This window comes from Halomonas sp. GFAJ-1 (assembly GCF_000236625.2).
In the GTDB taxonomy this organism is placed as follows: Bacteria; Pseudomonadota; Gammaproteobacteria; order Pseudomonadales; family Halomonadaceae; genus Vreelandella.
This window is the reverse complement of record NZ_AHBC01000054.1, coordinates 1-16,434: the sequence shown is the minus strand read 5'-3', so window position 1 is coordinate 16,434 and position 16,434 is coordinate 1. Positions and strand designations below refer to the sequence as shown.

18 protein-coding genes, 3 tRNA genes and 1 rRNA gene are annotated in these 16,434 nt (G+C 54.2%); 7 read left to right on the top strand and 15 right to left on the bottom strand.

Going from position 1 to position 16,434, the window contains the following annotated elements; genetic code table 11:
• Nucleotides 1-76: 76 nt before the first annotated feature.
• The 9 genes from MOY_RS14855 to MOY_RS14820 form a co-directional block, all read right to left on the bottom strand.
• Nucleotides 77-388, bottom strand: coding sequence for a hypothetical protein (locus MOY_RS14855; RefSeq protein WP_009101308.1), 312 nt, complete (start codon nucleotides 386-388; stop codon nucleotides 77-79).
• Nucleotides 388-531 (bottom strand): hypothetical protein, encoded by a 144-nt coding sequence (locus MOY_RS17280; RefSeq protein WP_158003272.1) that lies wholly within the window; start codon nucleotides 529-531, stop codon nucleotides 388-390. Before MOY_RS17280 ends, MOY_RS14855 begins: the two co-directional genes overlap by 1 nt.
• Nucleotides 532-935: 404 nt before the next feature.
• Nucleotides 936-1,011, bottom strand: a tRNA-Thr gene (locus MOY_RS14850).
• Nucleotides 1,012-1,083: 72 nt separating this feature from the next.
• A tRNA-Gln gene (locus tag MOY_RS14845) sits at nucleotides 1,084-1,158 on the bottom strand.
• Between the two features lie 5 nt (nucleotides 1,159-1,163).
• Nucleotides 1,164-1,239: transfer RNA gene (locus MOY_RS14840), tRNA-Phe, on the bottom strand.
• 178 nt (nucleotides 1,240-1,417) lie between these two features.
• The gene (locus MOY_RS14835) at nucleotides 1,418-1,693 is read right to left on the bottom strand and encodes an oxidative damage protection protein (protein ID WP_009101306.1); all 276 of its coding nucleotides are present in this window, start codon (nucleotides 1,691-1,693) and stop codon (nucleotides 1,418-1,420) included.
• A 65-nt stretch (nucleotides 1,694-1,758) separates the two neighbouring features.
• Nucleotides 1,759-2,856, bottom strand: a complete 1,098-nt coding sequence (mutY, locus tag MOY_RS14830; protein WP_009101304.1) for an A/G-specific adenine glycosylase — start codon at nucleotides 2,854-2,856, stop codon at nucleotides 1,759-1,761.
• Nucleotides 2,857-2,949: 93 nt separating this feature from the next.
• Nucleotides 2,950-5,283, bottom strand: coding sequence for an AsmA family protein (locus tag MOY_RS14825; protein ID WP_009101302.1), 2,334 nt, complete (start codon nucleotides 5,281-5,283; stop codon nucleotides 2,950-2,952).
• The gene (locus tag MOY_RS14820; RefSeq protein ID WP_009101300.1) at nucleotides 5,284-5,766 is read right to left on the bottom strand and encodes an acetyl-CoA sensor PanZ family protein; all 483 of its coding nucleotides are present in this window, start codon (nucleotides 5,764-5,766) and stop codon (nucleotides 5,284-5,286) included.
• A 205-nt stretch (nucleotides 5,767-5,971) separates the two neighbouring features.
• On the opposite strand from MOY_RS14820, the gene hisB reads away from it, so the two are divergent.
• The 5 genes from hisB (at nucleotide 5,972) to MOY_RS14795 (ending at nucleotide 9,318) form a co-directional block, all read left to right on the top strand.
• Nucleotides 5,972-6,565, top strand: a complete 594-nt coding sequence (hisB, locus tag MOY_RS14815) for an imidazoleglycerol-phosphate dehydratase HisB (RefSeq protein WP_009101297.1) — start codon at nucleotides 5,972-5,974, stop codon at nucleotides 6,563-6,565.
• A 67-nt stretch (nucleotides 6,566-6,632) separates the two neighbouring features.
• Entirely contained in the window at nucleotides 6,633-7,274 is a 642-nt protein-coding gene (gene hisH / locus MOY_RS14810; RefSeq protein ID WP_009101294.1) for an imidazole glycerol phosphate synthase subunit HisH, read from the top strand.
• A gap of 11 nt (nucleotides 7,275-7,285) precedes the next feature.
• Nucleotides 7,286-8,032 (top strand): 1-(5-phosphoribosyl)-5-[(5-phosphoribosylamino)methylideneamino]imidazole-4-carboxamide isomerase, encoded by a 747-nt coding sequence (gene hisA, locus MOY_RS14805; RefSeq protein ID WP_009101291.1) that lies wholly within the window; start codon nucleotides 7,286-7,288, stop codon nucleotides 8,030-8,032.
• Nucleotides 8,029-8,802: an imidazole glycerol phosphate synthase subunit HisF gene (hisF, locus tag MOY_RS14800; RefSeq protein WP_009101289.1), complete on the top strand. Its 774-nt coding sequence runs from the start codon at nucleotides 8,029-8,031 to the stop codon at nucleotides 8,800-8,802. Before hisA ends, hisF begins: the two co-directional genes overlap by 4 nt.
• Before the next feature lie 9 nt (nucleotides 8,803-8,811).
• Nucleotides 8,812-9,318 (top strand): hypothetical protein, encoded by a 507-nt coding sequence (locus tag MOY_RS14795; RefSeq protein WP_009101287.1) that lies wholly within the window; start codon nucleotides 8,812-8,814, stop codon nucleotides 9,316-9,318.
• An 8-nt stretch (nucleotides 9,319-9,326) separates the two neighbouring features.
• Here the strand turns inward: MOY_RS14795 and MOY_RS14790 are convergent, their stop codons facing one another.
• Nucleotides 9,327-9,929 (bottom strand): YjaG family protein, encoded by a 603-nt coding sequence (locus tag MOY_RS14790; protein WP_009101285.1) that lies wholly within the window; start codon nucleotides 9,927-9,929, stop codon nucleotides 9,327-9,329.
• Nucleotides 9,930-10,040: 111 nt separating this feature from the next.
• On the opposite strand from MOY_RS14790, the gene MOY_RS14785 reads away from it, so the two are divergent.
• Complete coding sequence (locus MOY_RS14785; protein WP_009101283.1) at nucleotides 10,041-10,733, top strand: type 1 glutamine amidotransferase; 693 nt, start codon at nucleotides 10,041-10,043, stop codon at nucleotides 10,731-10,733.
• Between the two features lie 38 nt (nucleotides 10,734-10,771).
• Here MOY_RS14785 and mnmH read toward each other — a convergent pair whose 3' ends face one another.
• The 4 genes from mnmH to MOY_RS14765 all read right to left on the bottom strand — a co-directional run bounded on the left by mnmH (nucleotide 10,772) and on the right by MOY_RS14765 (nucleotide 14,889).
• Nucleotides 10,772-11,866, bottom strand: a complete 1,095-nt coding sequence (gene mnmH / locus MOY_RS14780; protein WP_009101280.1) for a tRNA 2-selenouridine(34) synthase MnmH — start codon at nucleotides 11,864-11,866, stop codon at nucleotides 10,772-10,774.
• Nucleotides 11,863-12,903 carry a selenide, water dikinase SelD gene (gene selD, locus MOY_RS14775; RefSeq protein WP_443134866.1) on the bottom strand — a complete coding sequence of 347 codons (1,041 nt, stop codon included), beginning with the start codon at nucleotides 12,901-12,903 and terminating at the stop codon, nucleotides 11,863-11,865. Before selD ends, mnmH begins: the two co-directional genes overlap by 4 nt.
• An 84-nt stretch (nucleotides 12,904-12,987) precedes the next feature.
• Nucleotides 12,988-14,358 carry a DNA repair protein RadA gene (gene radA / locus MOY_RS14770; RefSeq protein WP_009101276.1) on the bottom strand — a complete coding sequence of 457 codons (1,371 nt, stop codon included), beginning with the start codon at nucleotides 14,356-14,358 and terminating at the stop codon, nucleotides 12,988-12,990.
• Between the two features lie 81 nt (nucleotides 14,359-14,439).
• Nucleotides 14,440-14,889: a copper resistance protein NlpE N-terminal domain-containing protein gene (locus MOY_RS14765; RefSeq protein ID WP_009101274.1), complete on the bottom strand. Its 450-nt coding sequence runs from the start codon at nucleotides 14,887-14,889 to the stop codon at nucleotides 14,440-14,442.
• Nucleotides 14,890-15,082: 193 nt separating this feature from the next.
• On the opposite strand from MOY_RS14765, the gene hisC reads away from it, so the two are divergent.
• The gene (gene hisC / locus MOY_RS14760; protein ID WP_082429692.1) at nucleotides 15,083-16,144 is read left to right on the top strand and encodes a histidinol-phosphate transaminase; all 1,062 of its coding nucleotides are present in this window, start codon (nucleotides 15,083-15,085) and stop codon (nucleotides 16,142-16,144) included.
• A 146-nt stretch (nucleotides 16,145-16,290) separates the two neighbouring features.
• Here the strand turns inward: hisC and rrf are convergent.
• A 5S ribosomal RNA gene (gene rrf, locus MOY_RS14755) occupies nucleotides 16,291-16,406 on the bottom strand.
• Nucleotides 16,407-16,434: the final 28 nt, after the last annotated feature.

Genomic DNA, 16,434 nt, shown 5'->3' with positions numbered 1-16,434 from the left:
CTTTTCGGTTTTAAAAAAAACTCCTCCTGGCGTTAAAGACCTGAYWSWSBAWDCRWGAMHAWTAGTAAGGCTTTTTTCACTCACCATACAACCCCCTCTGCATCTTGTTTAAATCATCTGCAAGTCCCAGTTCCAATTTCAACCGCTTAGCCTCAAGCCTTTCCCTTTCAGCTCTAGCAGAAAAATACTGCTTTTCGGCTCTCTTTACTATTATATCTTCTTCTACAAAAAATTTGTAATTGATCACATATACACAACAGCACCATATAAAAACACCAAGCGCCAATAACAAAACCAGATCAATAAAAATCGCATAATATATGGCTTGCTGTAATCCAGCCTCAAGCTCACGTAGTATGCTTGCAAATCCCCGATCAAACCCTTCCATCACTTGCGCCCCCTGCGTTTATTTTTCCATTTTTTTAAAAGCTTACTTTCCAACCAGATATAAAAAATGGCTATCCCAGTAAGTGGGATAACCATTTTAATTACCGTATAAAAGATTTCCTTCATTGCATCTTCAGCACCCATTATCCCTGCTCCCTTTTATCCACAATCCCTTCCTCCCTGGAACCATCTATCCACAACCCTTTGGGCTAGTCGGTATCCGTTCCCGTTTTCTTCAACGTGCTGCGTGCCCTCTCTATATCGGGGCTTATTTAGCCGCATCGTTTTTTATTTGAGAATGCCCAATTAGGCCCGTAGTTGGCTTAGACGATAACACACTTGCCAGCGGCGTATAGAGGCGCGCGCAGTCTCGTTCGAGGGAATATAAGCAGGAGTCGCCTCTTGGCGTGGAAGAGGCCTAGCAATGGGGAAACAAGGGGATACAGAGTACACGAACAGTAGAAGCGTATTTCGCACATACGAAAAAGCCGCCCTATTAAGGCGGCTTGATCATTATCTCTAACGCTTTGCTTTATAACCACTTTAAGTGGTGCCGACACCAGGAGTCGAACCCGGGACCTACTGATTACAAGTCAGTTGCTCTACCAACTGAGCTATGTCGGCGCTTCACGTTTTCTTGAGAATTTGACTGGTTTACGTTTAAGCTAGTCAGTCAACAAGAAATTTTGTTAGCAATGGCTGGGGTACCAGGATTCGAACCTGGGAATGCCGATACCAAAAACCGGTGCCTTACCACTTGGCGATACCCCAACATTTGGTGGCCAGAGACGGAATCGAACCGCCGACACGGGGATTTTCAATCCCCTGCTCTACCAACTGAGCTATCTGGCCGCTGCCAACGGTGCGTATTAAACTAAAAACGCCGCTTTTCGTCAACACCTTTGTGAAACTTTCTTTCTAGTCACACGGTTAGGGCAGTCTTATTTCTGGTGATAAAAGAATAAAAGCCACGCCATTCGTGGCTTTTAGAGCTTTTTGTTAGCAGCGAAGTCGCATAGTACTTATTGCATCAGGCTTGCGTGGGTGGCACGTAGCCTTCTGCTTGGTCGGTTGTTTCGTTATCCAGGTAGCGCTGCATTTGGTCCATCAGGTAGGCGCGCGCCTCGGGTTCCAACATATTTAAGTGCTTTTCATTGATTAGGCGCGTCTGTAGCGCCTGCCACTCTTCCCACGCTTGTTTGGAAACCGTGGCCTGGATCTCTTGGCCCTGCTTACCTGGTAGCGGTGGAAATGGGAGCGCGGGCAGCTCTTTTTGGTACTTGCGGCAGAAAACCATCTGGCTCATGAGGTGCTCCTACTTATGGTGTTAAGGAAATAATGGCCGTGTACAACGCGTAAAGGCACGTAGCGTTAGCGCGATGGCCCCGGCGTTGGGTCTAGGGCAAACGGCACCCGCTGGCTTAGCAGCGCTTTTACCGGTGCGGCTAAACCTAGCGAAGGTGGGTGATTGACGTCATACCATACGCCGTCTTCACGAATACCGCCTAGCCTATCGCAACTGACCGGCTGTGGCGTAATAACGAGACGGAAATGACTAAACGTATGAGTGAAGCTCGGCAGCGCTGCATGGCGCTCAGGGGCTACCACATGGTCTTCTAACCAGTCGTTCAGCGCAGCGTGTGTCTCAAATTGAGGTAGGCTCCATAAGCCGCCCCACAGGCCGCTAGGCGGCCGTTGTGCTAGCCACACCCGCCCTTCTCTGTCGCTCAGCATTAACATGATGGTTTCACGCTGAGGCAGGGCTTTTTTAGGCTTGGATTCAGGAAATCGCTGCGGCTCGCCTTGGGCATAGGCACGGCATACATCGTTAAACGGGCAAAGCGGGCAGTCCGGCTTACTACGCTTACACAGCGTTGCGCCGAAATCCATCATTGCTTGAGTAAAGTCAGCTAGGCGTGTCTTGGGCGTGTAGTACTCGGCAAGGGCCCAAAGTTCGCGCTCAACCGCGGGCTTACCTGGCCATCCGGCAATAGCGTGCAGGCGAGTGAGCGAGCGTTTGACGTTGCCATCTAAAATCACCGCTCGTTGGCCAGTACTTTGGGCAATGATGGCGCCAGCGGTAGAACGGCCGATGCCAGGCAACGCCATCAGCGCCTCAACACTTTCAGTGGGTAGCGCGCCGCTATGCTCGTGTAGCGCGACTTGGGCTGCTTTATGCAGGTTGCGGGCACGGGCGTAATAGCCAAGCCCCGTCCACAGGTGCAGTACCTCATCTTGGGGCGCCTTCGCTAGCGCCTCTAAGGTAGGAAAGCGCGCCATAAACCGTTCAAAGTAGGGTATTACCGTGGCAACTTGGGTTTGTTGCAGCATAATTTCTGATACCCACACCCGGTAGGCACTGCGCGGCGTCTGCCACGGTAAGTCATGACGGCCATGCTGATCGAACCAGTTGAGCAAGCGGCGTTGGAACGCTTCCGCCTCTATGCACGGCGTCGGAATATCAGCCATACGAATTCCTTGGGACGATAACTACGAAAAAAAGCGCCGGCATGATTAGGGCCGGCGCAGCATCTATTGCATCTTCAGACGGTGCCTGAAGGTTTAGTTGAACAGGCGGCGAATACCTTCTCGCAGTTCCTGGCCAGCGCCTTCTCCTAGGCGCTCATCAATACGGTCTAGGGAGTCGCCTAACCGCCCTTCAAGCTCTTCGGACACTCGGCTACCGGCTTCATCACGCAGCAGGCCCACTACCGAAGCTTGGAAGGCGTCACGGTCAAAGCGGCACCATTGGGCTTTGTCATCCCCTATGTGGCCTTCACATAGCATGGGAAGGGGCAGGTCTGCTAAACGCGGGTTCACTTGGCAGGCGGCGTCGGCAGTGTCGACCAAACGAGCATTCGCGCGGGTAACGAAATCCATGCTCGTAAGGTTGAACTCACCTTCACCCTGGACATTGATACCTGGCAACGTGATCAGCAGATCATCGCTAGCCACTACGCCATTGCGCACGTTCAGAGTGGCATCAAAGCGCTCAAAGCGTGTATCGGTATGCCAGTCACGTAGCGTGCCTTCTCCCTCTAACTGGGCCACAAGTTCACACATTTCCCGGGAGATATTGGTTTCTAAAATTGCGCCATCATTTAGCCTAGCGGTTAGCTCGCCATTAAGGTTACTGGTAAGCACTTCGCGGGTATTGCCTTGGGTGGTGAGCGCACCTTCCAAGTTGAAGCGCCCACGCAGCGGCGAATCGCCCTCACTAAAGGTTTCAATGAGTGGCGCAACCTGCACGTTGACAATACGGGGGGAGAACTGCCATTGGAGCCTGCTCTCACTGGCATCAAGCCCCCCAGTGGCATTGAGTTCGCCGCCATAAAAGCGCGACTCGAATGCGGATAGCTGATGAACGCCATCGGCACCCCGTAGCTGAAGGCGCGGCTCATCAAACGTTAGCCCAGCCAATTGGAGTTGGCTAAGGCGCAGGTCGCCCTCCAAGTCCAGCGTACGCAGCCACTCCTGGGGCAGCAGTGCGCCCTCTGTTTGGGCAAAGGCTTTACGCAGCAAACCACGGCTGGCTTGCTGAGCCGTCACCCGCCCTGGCAAGTAGTGATCCAGGTTGAGTTGGTCGCCTTCTAAATTGAAGTTTAGCTGCGTGCCGTCAAGCGCTGCGGATGCGGCGCCGGTGAAGGTACTGCTGTCCACTACTAAGGAGAGGCGAGGCAGGGAAACTTGCTGCATATTGCCTTCAACCGGGCTGGTCATCGCCACATCACTAAGCGCTGCTTTATTGGTGGTATTAAGCGTAATACCTGCCCGTGAGAGCCAAGGCCTCAGAGTGAAGGGCGCGGCGGTCAGCTGCCCCCGATACTGCGGCGCCTCCAGCCACTGCTCAACATTCAAGTGACCACTCACCCGTAGGCCATCTGGCCCGGTAAGCTGAGCATCTTTTAACTGAGCCGTTTGTGCGCCCCAGTTACTCTCCAAGCCAAAGGCAAGGGAAAGCGCAAGGCTGCCCTGCCAGTTTTCCGGGTGACGCAGCCCGGCCTCTAACACACCTTCATTGATGGTAAGTTGCTGCTCGCCCATGCGGGCAACCATTTCCGACGCTTTTAAACTTAGCTGCTGTGGGTCGCTCTCATTAGCGCGCCGAGTGCGTGTGGTTAGCTGGGTATTTTCAAAGGTTAAACGCTCTTCATCTAACGCCAACCGCAGGCGAGTTTCCAGGCTCACCTCACTGGTTAGCTCGGGCGTACGCTCTAACGCTTCCGCATCCAAACGATTGTGTTTGGTGAGGGTAAACATCGCTTTTAATGGAAACGAGCGCACAGGATTGACGTTGCTACCGGAAATATTAAGGGGCTGCACCCGCCACAGTGCTTGGCTTTGCTCGTCACGGAAGCGAATGTCGGCGCCTTTTACTTCTACGTTTGCAATATTAAGTACCACGGAAAGGTTGCCCGCATCAGCATGGGGGCCAGCACTTGCTGGCGCCAGCACGGTTTCAGCAGCGTCGTTATCTTGTTCAGCTAAGCGGTCAAGCAGCGGCTGCCAGTTACCCTCACCCTCTGCATTACGCTCAAGGTTGAGCCGCATACCGTCGAGGGTTAACCCATCAACGGCGATCTCACCTCTTAGTAATGGCGCAAAGGCAACGCTCACCTCTGCGCGTTCAATGGCAGCAAAGGAAGCATCATCGGGCGACTGCTCTGGCAGCCACGCGCGCGCGCGCTCAACGCTAACGCCAATACGTGGGTAAAATGACCAACTAATCGGGCCTTCAAGTGACAGGTTAAGCCCCGTTTGCTCTTCCACAACAGTGGTTAAACGGGGCTTGAAGTCCTCTGGGTCTAAAAAAGTGGTGACATACACCACAGCCGCCACTGCGGCGATGGCGAGAATACCAATCGCCGCCAGCAAAATACGTAATAGCTGTCTCATTTACCCTTTTCCTTGTGGGTCTAGCTCAACAAAGTCGCTGGTGGCCGGGGCGCCTGGCTCGGGGGGCTGCTCGCTGGCCACTGGCCGGTAACCCATTTTAGAGAGCAGAACACGGTCAGCAAGCGGAAGCGTTGTGGTGGCGATACGCAAAACCCGCCCCTCTTGTTTTGCTTGCTCGCCTAATAAAGCCATTAGCCGTGTGCCTACCCCTCGGCGCCGGGTAGTTTTTCGTACACACAGCTGAGAAAGCCACCACGCACGGTCAGCGGCATCTTGTACGGCTACTGCGCCTAACAAGCGGTCGTTGAAATGTGCGCAGGCAAAAAAACGTGGCTCTTTTAAATACTGCTCTATGAAAGGCATGACCGTTGGGGCAGGCATACGTTCTTGAGGGGCATCTTCGTAAATGCGCACCAAGTCGATCCGCACCTGTTCTTCAGCTTCCCAACGGGCCTGGTCGACATACTGCAGTGTCACCGGCATGGTGAAATCCTCTTTGCCAACGCAGCAAGGCTGCTATTTTACCGCCTCAAAAGGCGGCTACATTTCGCGCATTGTAGCGGATGGGGCCGCCGATTCTCTATAATGGTCGCTTTGGCCGAAGGTTATGCCTTGATTATACGGCGGTGAAGTCGCCTACTAGCCACCGACACCCCCTCAGAGTGCGCCCCAGCGCAGGAGATGCAACATGTCAGCGCGTATTGCCACGGTAAGCCGTGACACCAACGAAACGCAGATTACGGTCAGCGTCAACCTTGATGGCGAAGGCCGCCTGCGCTGTGAAACCGGCGTCCCGTTTCTTGACCACATGCTTGATCAAGTGGCGCGACATGGGATGGTGGATCTCGATATTCAGGCTAACGGTGACCTGCATATTGATGACCACCACACGGTTGAAGACCTGGGCATTACCCTAGGCCAAGCGTTTCACCAAGCAATCGGCGATAAACGCGGCATTTACCGCTACGGTCACGCCTATGTACCGCTTGATGAAGCACTCTCTCGGGTAGTGATTGATTTTTCTGGCCGTCCAGGGCTTTTCATGAATGTCGACTTTACCCGGGATACTATTGGCCGGATGGATACTCAACTCTTTTGGGAGTTTTTCCAGGGCTTTGTGAACCATGCGCGTGTCACGCTGCATATCGACAATGTAAAAGGCTTTAATGCTCACCACCAGGCTGAAACTATTTTTAAAGCCTTTGGCCGTGCGCTGCGCATGGCGGTGGCAGAAGACCCACGCATGGCGGGCCAAATGCCGTCTACCAAAGGAAGCTTATAATGCTGAGCACGCTTTCTAACGGTCTGGTTGCTAGTGGCTGCTTGCCCGCAACAATAAGGAGCGCTTCATGACCATTGCGGTAATCGATTATGGAATGGGCAACCTGCACTCTGTGGCAAAGGCGCTTGAACACGTCACCCATGAAAATGTGATTATCACCCGCGACCCACGGCGCATTCTTGGCGCCACGCGCCTAGTGCTACCCGGCCAGGGCGCCATTCGCGACTGTGTCGGCGAGCTTGAGCGCACCGAACTGCGTGGTTTAGTGGACGATATTCTTAGCCGCCAAGCTAAACCCTTGCTGGGCATCTGCGTTGGTCAACAGATGTTGATGGAGCGCAGCGAAGAGAATGGTGGCGTAGACTGCCTAGGCTTTTTTCAAGGTAGCGTTGACCGCTTTCCAGCCAATATGCGCGACGAGCATGACCAGCGCTTAAAAGTCCCTCACATGGGTTGGAACCTTGTTGCCCAGCACCATGACCACCCGCTATGGGCAGGCATTGACGATTACGAGCACTTCTACTTTGTGCATAGTTACTTCGTAAATGCAGCTGACGACGCTCAGATGTTCGGCACCACCCAGTATGGCAACGTTAACGCCCACGTGGCGATTGGCCGAGACGCCACCTTTGCTGTGCAGTTCCATCCAGAAAAAAGCTCCCGTGCAGGCCTTCGCCTGCTAGAAAATTTTGTCACCTGGACGCCCTGAGAGGTTTCACTATGTTGATAATTCCCGCGATTGATCTCAAAGACGGCCAGTGTGTGCGTTTAAAACAGGGCCGCATGGAAGACTCAACGTCCTACGGCGATGACCCAGTAGCAATGGCTGCCCGCTGGGTTGAAGCGGGCGCTCGACGCCTTCACTTGGTAGACCTCAACGGTGCTTTTGAAGGCAAGCCGGTCAACGGTGATGCGGTCACCGCCATTGCCCGCGCTTACCCTAACCTACCCATTCAGATTGGCGGCGGTATTCGCACCGCTGAAACCATTGAGCACTACCTCAGCGCGGGTGTCTCTTACGTCATTATTGGCACAAAAGCTGTTAAAGAGCCGGAGTTCGTTAGTGAAATGTGCCGCGCTTTCCCCGGCCACATTATTGTTGGTCTAGATGCTAAAGATGGCTATGTGGCCACCGACGGCTGGGCAGAAGTCTCATCTATTAAGGCAACCGAGCTTGCCAAGCGGTTTGCTAACGACGGCGTTTCCAGCATTGTTTATACCGACATCGCCCGGGATGGCATGATGCAGGGCGTGAACGTTGAAGCCACCGCCGCGCTTGCCCGCGAAGGCGGCCTGCCGGTGATTGCCTCAGGCGGCGTAACCAACCTGGATGACATTCACGCGCTTTGCGACGTAGCGGATAGCGGCATTCTAGGCGCCATTACCGGCCGCGCCATTTATGAAGGCAGCCTAGATGTAGCAGACGCCCAGCGCTTGAGCGATCAACTGACGGGAGGCCACAAATGAGCTTATCCAAGCGCATTATTCCCTGCCTGGATGTAGATGCTGGGCGCGTGGTGAAAGGCGTTAACTTTATAGGTATTCGCGATGCAGGCGACCCCGTTGAAATCGCTCAGCGCTATAACCTGCAAGGCGCCGACGAAATTACGTTTTTAGACATTACCGCCAGCCACGAAGACCGCGCGACAACGGTTGAAATGGTCGAACGCATCGCTGGCGAAGTGTTTATTCCCCTCACTGTTGGTGGCGGTATTCGTACTTGCGATGATATTCGCACCATGCTGAACGCGGGCGCCGATAAGGTCTCAATCAATACCGCCGCAGTGACCAACCCAGAGTTTGTTCGGGAAGCCGCTGAGCGCTTTGGCAGTCAGTGCATTGTGGTCGCCATTGACGCTAAAAAGGTCTCCAAAGACGGCGAACCAGACCGTTGGGAAATTTTTACCCACGGTGGACGGCGACCTACTGGGCTGGATGCCGTTGAGTGGGCCAAAAAAATGGTCGACTTTGGCGCAGGCGAACTGTTGCTCACCAGCATGGACCGCGATGGCACGAAAATTGGCTTTGACCTGGGGGTTACCCATGCGATTTCCGAAGCGGTGAGCGTACCGGTGATTGCCTCTGGCGGCGTGGGCAACTTGGATCACCTTGTCGATGGTGTACTCAAAGGCGGTGCTGATGCGGTGCTGGCAGCGAGCATTTTCCACTTTGGTGAATACACAATTCCCGAAGCAAAGCGCTATATGGCGGAACGCGGCATTGAAATGCGGCTCTAGGAGTTTGTCATGCCCCGCGCTTATCCATGGATAGGTGGGTTGGCAGGAATTTGGCTGAGTGCGACTGCCTCAGCCTTCTCTATGCCCGACTGGCCCCCCGCACTGGAACTTGATCATATGCTGGTACAAACCAGCCTATTAACGCGCCACTTCGATCCAGACCCAGAACACACGAATCAACAAAACTTAGTGAGTATTGAGTTGCACAACCCTGACCGTTGGTTAGCCGGGGCTGCGTGGTTTAAAAACTCCTTCGACCAGCCAACGTGGTACTTCTACGGTGGCCGTGAATTCCCGCTGGGCCAGTTAACCGAGAACATTCAGCTAAGAGCCAAACTAACGGGTGGCTTGCTGCGCGGTTATAAAGGTGAGTATCGCGACAAAATCCCTTTTAACCGTTATGAAATTGCCCCAGCTGCACTGCCTAGCATTGGCATACAGTGGGGGCATTTTGAATCGGATCTTATCGTTTTTGGCACTGCAGGCATGATGGTAGTGGCAGGCTGGCGCTTTTAATCAACCGGCTACTCGTCCTCTTCGTTGAGTGACAACCCTAAGTTGCTAATACCGCCGTTGCGACCCAACTGACGAATCTCTTTGAGCGATGCTTTGGTGATCGGCTCACTTACGGCCTCAAGCACTGCATCCTGGTAGTCATTTTCATCCGCCATGAGTGGGTGGTCGCGAATAATCAGCGCAAGCGCCTGGGCATCCTCTTCGCCTTCGGTCAGCTCAATAAAAGCACGCACCCCAGCCCGAGAAGTACGGCTAACATCCAGCACGGCTTCGGCGGATTCGCCCTGCAGCGTATCAAGCAGTGCAGAAAGCGAGACCACGGCATCTAACGCCCGGCGGGCACCAAAGCTGTCGTCTTCTTCCGGCGGCTCACATTCGGCTAGTTTTTCTGCCTGGCGTGCAAAGTCGATGCTAGCGTTGGGTACACTTAGGCGCTCCCATACTAAACTGAGCACTGTACGCAGCGTGTGGCCGTCGCCATGGCCCGTGGTTTGCTCATACAGCGCATAATTGGGCAGCAGCCGCTCGCAAAGTGCGGCCATAAAGGCTTGCTGAGCGGGCAACGGCAAGAGTTGCAGCCGCTGATAAAATCCTAAAGGTTTAGCCACCATGCTGATTTCCTGATTCACGATATTGGTGAAATGAACGCTATACGTTATCGTCGTATAGTCGCGACGGGAAGCCCCACCGCGTTTGATGTGCCGGCCGGCGAGGAGATTATTATGCATATTCATCTGCTACAGCACGGCCCTGACCATGGCCCCGCTCGTCTTACCGACTGGCTTGAGAGCATGGGTCATAGTTACACCGTCTTTCATCTTTATGCGGGCGAACTTACACCACGCCTTGGTGAATGCGATGCCCTTATTGTACTCGATGGCCCAGAGCAGTTGTTAAGTGAGCCACCCCGTTGGTTTAAAGCCGAAAAGAAACTGATCAACCGCTATTTGGATGGCCAAAAACCCTTGCTGGGTATCGGATTGGGAGCACTGTGGACAGCGGAGGCTCTCGGCGCGGTGGTAGCGCCCGGCACCTACCCTGAAACTGGCTGGCATCAGATCATCCTGGCCCCAGAGAGCACCATCGACTTACCTGAGCAGTTCGAAGCGTTTTTATGGCACCGCTATGTATTTAGCCTGCCGGATGAGGCGCTGCCGCTAGGGGGGAGTGCAGCGGCACCGCTGCAAGGGTTTTCGTGGGATGCAGGGCGCGTGGTGGGCCTTCTGTGCCACTTAGAAGTTACGCGCGCTAGCGTAGCAGCCCTGCTTGAACACGCTCAACGTCCCCAACCAAAAAGCGGTGCTACTGGCTACTTTATCCAAACAGACCAACAAATATTCGAAGATCCCACCCGCTTTATCCGTTTAGCACCACTGCTTGATCGCGTGATGACTCAGTGGCTGAAAGCCGCCTAAATAACCCGTCAGAGACAAAGCCCCCGCCGCTAAGCACTCTACTGATCCACGCCCCACTGCTTAGCGGCGTCTAAACAGCTCTCCCAGTCACCCACGTGCAGCTCAACGGGCAAGCTATCGCGCTGCTTTTCAAGATGATAGCGGTAAAGCGGGTCGTAATATTCGGTGAGCAGCGGGGCAAGCCACGCCTCGTGAGCCTGCACATCGCCTTTTGCATGAGCACTGAAGGCCATACGCTGTAGCCGCTGCAACCGCTGTAAACGGGCGTTGCCTAACCGCTTAGCTAAACGCTCAAGGGCGTTGGCTAATTGGTTCTGCATTCGTTGCCACCCTTCTTGTTGCCCATAATGGGCGGTATAACCCTGCTCAAGGGCTTCAATATAGTCTCGCCGCAACTGATCCAGTCGCCAGTCCAACGGCATTTCAATACGGATACGCGGTGCCTTCTGCAGTGCTTGCCAAAACGTTAGTGGAATATTAGCGTTGCCAATTTGGCGCGACTCATCTTCTGCCACCAGCTTATCTGGCAACCCGATTAAACGCTTGGCTAAGGCGTGCTCAAAATCGATTTGGGTGGCGGGCTCTTCCGGCTGACGCCCAAACGCGGAGCCTTTGTGCTTGGCAAATCCTTCTAAATCAATGCCATTAAGCAGTTGGTTGATCAGCTGTGTTTTGGCGCAGCCGGTGAGCCCCGCAACCACTAAAATAGGCTGCTCAGCGGCGGCGTCTATGCGCTGACAGAGCTTGTGGCGCAGCGCTTTCCAGCCACCGTCTATACGCGGCCTTTGAACACCTGCTTCCGCTAGCCATTGCTGTGCAATTTGCGAACGTAACCCGCCCCGAAAGCAATAAATAACGGCGTCTGGGTAGCGGTCAAGGTAGGCCTGCCAAGCGGCAATACGCGCTTGCTTTGCCTCCCCGCCGACCAAGCATTCTCCTAGCGCAATCGCAGCAGCCTGACCCTGCTGTTTATAAGTAAGGCCCACTTGGTGACGCTCTTCATCGACCATTAGCGGTAAATTAACCGCACCGGGCAGGCTGCCCTGGGAAAACTCTACCGGGGCGCGTACATCAATTAACGGCTGGCCTTCCCCAATAAGATCTAACGATGCTGGGATGGTAGGGAGGGTCATCCAATAACCTCTATTTGCGCGTCTCCCTGGGGTGCTTTCATCACGCCAAAGGGCACTAGGGTTATGCCATGATCACGCCCGATACGTTCAACATCGTCCTCCCAGGCCGGATCAACGCTAATCAGCAGACCGCCCGAGGTTTGTGGGTCGCATAGCCACTGCCAGTGGGGGTCGTCCATCGCAGGCAGCGCCTTCCCAAGGGCGTCACGGTTACGTTGCGTACCTCCGGGCACCGCCCCCTGGCGACGATAGGCTTCAGCTTCGGCTAGACGTGGAAGGCGGCGAAAGTCAATTTGAGCCATCACCCCGCTGGCACTGCACATTTCTGCCAAGTGCCCTGCTAAGCCAAAGCCGGTCACATCGGTCATCGCATTGACCCCCTTCACCTTGGCTAGATCAATACCAATATTGTTAGGCTTGAGCATTGTTTCACGGGCAAGGCCGTGATGCCCCGCTTCCAATAAGCCACGTTTTTCAGCGGTGGTTAATAACCCAACCCCTAGGGATTTAGTTAAGAACAGCATATCGCCGGGCTTAGCCTGGCTATTGAGTTTTAAGTTAGCGAGGTCTACCAACCCATTGACCGCTAGGCCAAACATTGGCTCTGGGGCATCTATCGAGTGGCCCCCTGCCAGAGCAACACCCAGCTCACGGCAGACTGCCTGGGCACCGGCTATTACATCGCCGGCAATTTCAGGGCTGAGCTTATCCAACGGCCAGCCCAAAATACCCAGCGCCATGACCGGTGTGCCGCCCATGGCATAAACATCGCTAATCGCATTGGTGGCGGCTATCCGACCAAAATCGAAGGGGTCATCGACAATGGGCATAAAAAAGTCGGTCGTTGCGATCATGCCCCGGCCATCGCCCAGGTCATACACCGCGGCATCTTCACGCCCCTGGTTCCCCACAATTAGCCGCTTATTGCCAGCCCCTGGCCCCGCTTTGGCAAGTATGCTGTCCAGTATGTCAGGGGCAATTTTGCAGCCGCAGCCCGCTCCGTGGCTATATTGGGTTAACCGAATCGTGCTCATGATGCCTCTCCTTATTCTTTAACTTAATCCTTACATTAGCTTCGTAGCCGTTACTCAACAAAGCCATCACATTCAGCATAGCTTACGCTAGAGCGCGTCTAGGGCATCGCTCAATTTATCGACCGGGATAACCTCCATCCCCTTTGGAGCCTGTTTTGGCGCATTGGCCCGGGGCACAATAGCGCGTAAAAATCCGTGCTTTGCCGCCTCGGAAATACGCTCTTGGCCGCTTGGCACAGGGCGGATCTCTCCTGACAAACCCACTTCGCCAAATACCACCAGCTCTTTGGGCAGGGCGCGGTTTTGTAGGCTAGAGACCACTGCGAGCAGCACTGCAAGGTCAGCACTGGTTTCAAGTACCTTCACCCCACCCACGACATTGAGAAAGACATCCTGGTCGCCCGTAAATAGTCCGCCATGGCGATTAAGCACCGCCAGTAGCATTGCTAGGCGATTTTGATCTACCCCTACCGCCACGCGGCGAGGATTACCCAGTGCAGACTCGTCTACCAATGCCTGTACCTCAACCAAAATAGGCCGTGTGCCTTCCCAAACCACCATCACCAGGCTACCTGGCGCTTGCTGCTCCGGGCGAGAAAGAAAGATCGCGCTGGGGTTTTTCACCTCTTTTAAGCCTTGCTCCAGCATCGCAAAGACGCCTAGCTCATTCACCGCACCAAAGCGGTTTTTTTGCCCACGCAGAGTACGAAAGCGTGAGTCGGCACCGCCTTCAAGCAGTAGCGAAGCATCAATCATATGCTCAAGCACTTTAGGCCCCGCGAGAGTGCCGTCTTTGGTCACATGGCCTACCAGCAGCAGGACGGTATTGGTTTGCTTGGCAAAGCGCGTCAAGGCAGCCGCAGACTCACGCACCTGAGCCACCCCACCCGGTGTCGAGCTGATATCTTCAAGGTGCATCGTTTGGATAGAGTCGATGACTAAAATCTCAGGATTTTCGCGATCCGCCACGGCCAAAATAGTTTCGACGCTGGTTTCAGCCAGCATTTGCAGCCCACTAGTGGGTAACTGCAGACGGTGTGCTCGCATGGCAACTTGAGAAAGCGACTCTTCACCAGTGACATATAAAATACGCCGCTGCTGAGCCAGCTTACAGGCCGTCTGAAGCAGCAGCGTGGACTTACCTGCCCCAGGGTTGCCCCCCAGCAGTACTGCAGAGCCAGGCACCAAACCACCGCCCAAGACACGATCAAACTCGGCAAAGGTTGAGGACAAGCGTGGCACTTCGCTTAGATCTACATTGCTCAGATCTACGACGTCCCGGGATAAGTCGCCTGCGTAACCACTCCTGCCGGTGGCAGCACCGCTGCCAGGCCGCGCACTGGCCAAACGAATCTCGCTAAGCGTATTCCACTCCTGGCAGCTGTTGCATTGGCCCTGCCACTTTCGATACTCAGCACCGCATTCGGTACATACAAAGGCACTTTTCGCTTTCGCCACCGCCATTTTGCTCCTGTCGAATTCTCTGCGGGCAGAAAAACAAAAGGCGGCCAGTGGCCGCCTTTACACGTTACATTCGCACTACTGACGCTGTAATTGCAGCATCTCTCCATTTTCAAAACGACGACGCTCAGGGTCAATTAGCTCAAGCGTGCGCTCATCAATACGCATGAAGTAATAGATCTGACCATCGCCATCTGGCGTCAGCTCATATACCGTGGCATCTGGATCAGAAGGTGTCCCCCTCAGCACTTCCCAGTTGCCCGCATAGTTTTCATCCGGGGGTGTTTGGGGATGGTTACGGTAAGTTGCGTCTAACGTGAACGTCCTTTCTTCCGGAGCGCTCGCCTCTTCGCCCGTCAAGTGTACATCTAGGTCGATGCCGTCACAGTTACGACACGGCAGTGTGCCCTGGTAGTTAACCTGTGATCCGCTGATACCTGCCTCTTCGCGCTGTTCCGTTGGGCCAGCTGCGCAGCCCACCAGCAGTGCCAACATAGCCGAACCGGCTAGCAAACTCCTGAATTGCATTGGGTGTCTCCTTATCGTGTTGGACATACATTTTTTTCGCGCGCTTATGACAGCATAACCGCTACAAGGTGCAACGCCCACCCCTAGTCAAGATGGATGAGAGGTTATGGCCCTCCGATATTGGAATGCTTGCGCTCTGACAGCCATCAGGCGACCATGTTGCCATTACTGCTAGGATAATCAGGTTACCCTTATGAGCCAATACTGGAGTCCCGCCGTTAGGGAATTAACCCCTTACGTGCCGGGTGAACAACCCCGTGAACGTGTCATCAAGCTGAATACCAATGAAAACCCGTACCCGCCTGCCCCTGGGGTGAGCGAAGCGCTGCGTGAGTACGCCACTGATCACCTGCGTCTTTATCCAGACCCCACCTCAAGAGCGCTACGTGAAGCCCTTGCCACCACCTATGGCGTAAGCGTAGAGGAAACATTCGTAGGCAATGGCTCTGATGAAGTACTGGCTTTTGCCTTCCAGGCTTTTTTCTGCCACGACGCGCCGTTAGACGTACCGTCAATCACCTACAGCTTCTATCCTGTTTACGCCAATTTATACGGTATCACGCTGCGCAAGCACCCGCTGAACGCTAAGTGGGAAGTTGACACCGATGCCCTTGCCAACGCCTCCGAGCGCAGCGGCGTTATTTTTGCTAATCCCAACGCACCCACCGGACACGCCCACTCCCTTGAGACTATCGAAGCACTGCTCAAGCGAGTGAGAGATCGCGTGGTGTTAGTGGACGAGGCGTACGTGGACTTTGGCGCAGAGAGTGCGGTGGCCTTAATTAACCGCTATCCCAATTTACTTGTTACTGGAACATTCTCAAAGTCCCGTAGCCTAGCAGGCTTACGGCTAGGCTACGCCATTGGTTCGCCTGAGCTGATTGAGGGCCTACAGCGAGTGAAAGACTCGTTTAACTCCTACCCAGTAGATAGCTTGGCGAGTTTAGTGGGAATTGAGGCGCTTAAAGACACACAGCATTTTAACGCCTGCCGGGATAATGTGATTGCCACACGCGAACGCACCCGCCAACGGCTTGAGCACCTCGGCTTTGAGGTGCTACCTTCAAAAGCCAACTTTTTGCTAGCTCAGCATGACAAATTTGAGGGCGCACAGCTGTTTGCAGGCCTTCGCGAACGGGGAGTACTGGTACGTCACTTCAACACTGACATACTCAACAACTTCCTGCGCATCACCATCGGTACCGATGATGAAATGGATAGCTTAATAGAGGCACTGGAAGCGATCTGCCGCTAATCCAAGCGCTCCCTGTTAGAACCTTTTCAGCCCTACTGCTGCTCGCAGTAGGGCTTTTTATTTGCGGCTAACTAATATTTAACTAATATTTCTAAGCAAAAAAAATCCCCCAAGGCATCAGCCCCGGGGGATTTTTCTTAATAAGTGCCTGACGATGACCTACTCTCGCATGGGGAGACCCCACACTACCATCGGCGCTAAGCGGTTTCACTGCTGAGTTCGGCAAGGGATCAGGTGGTTCACGCTCGCTATGGTCGTCAGGCGTAACTTTTAATGTACATCATGCTGAT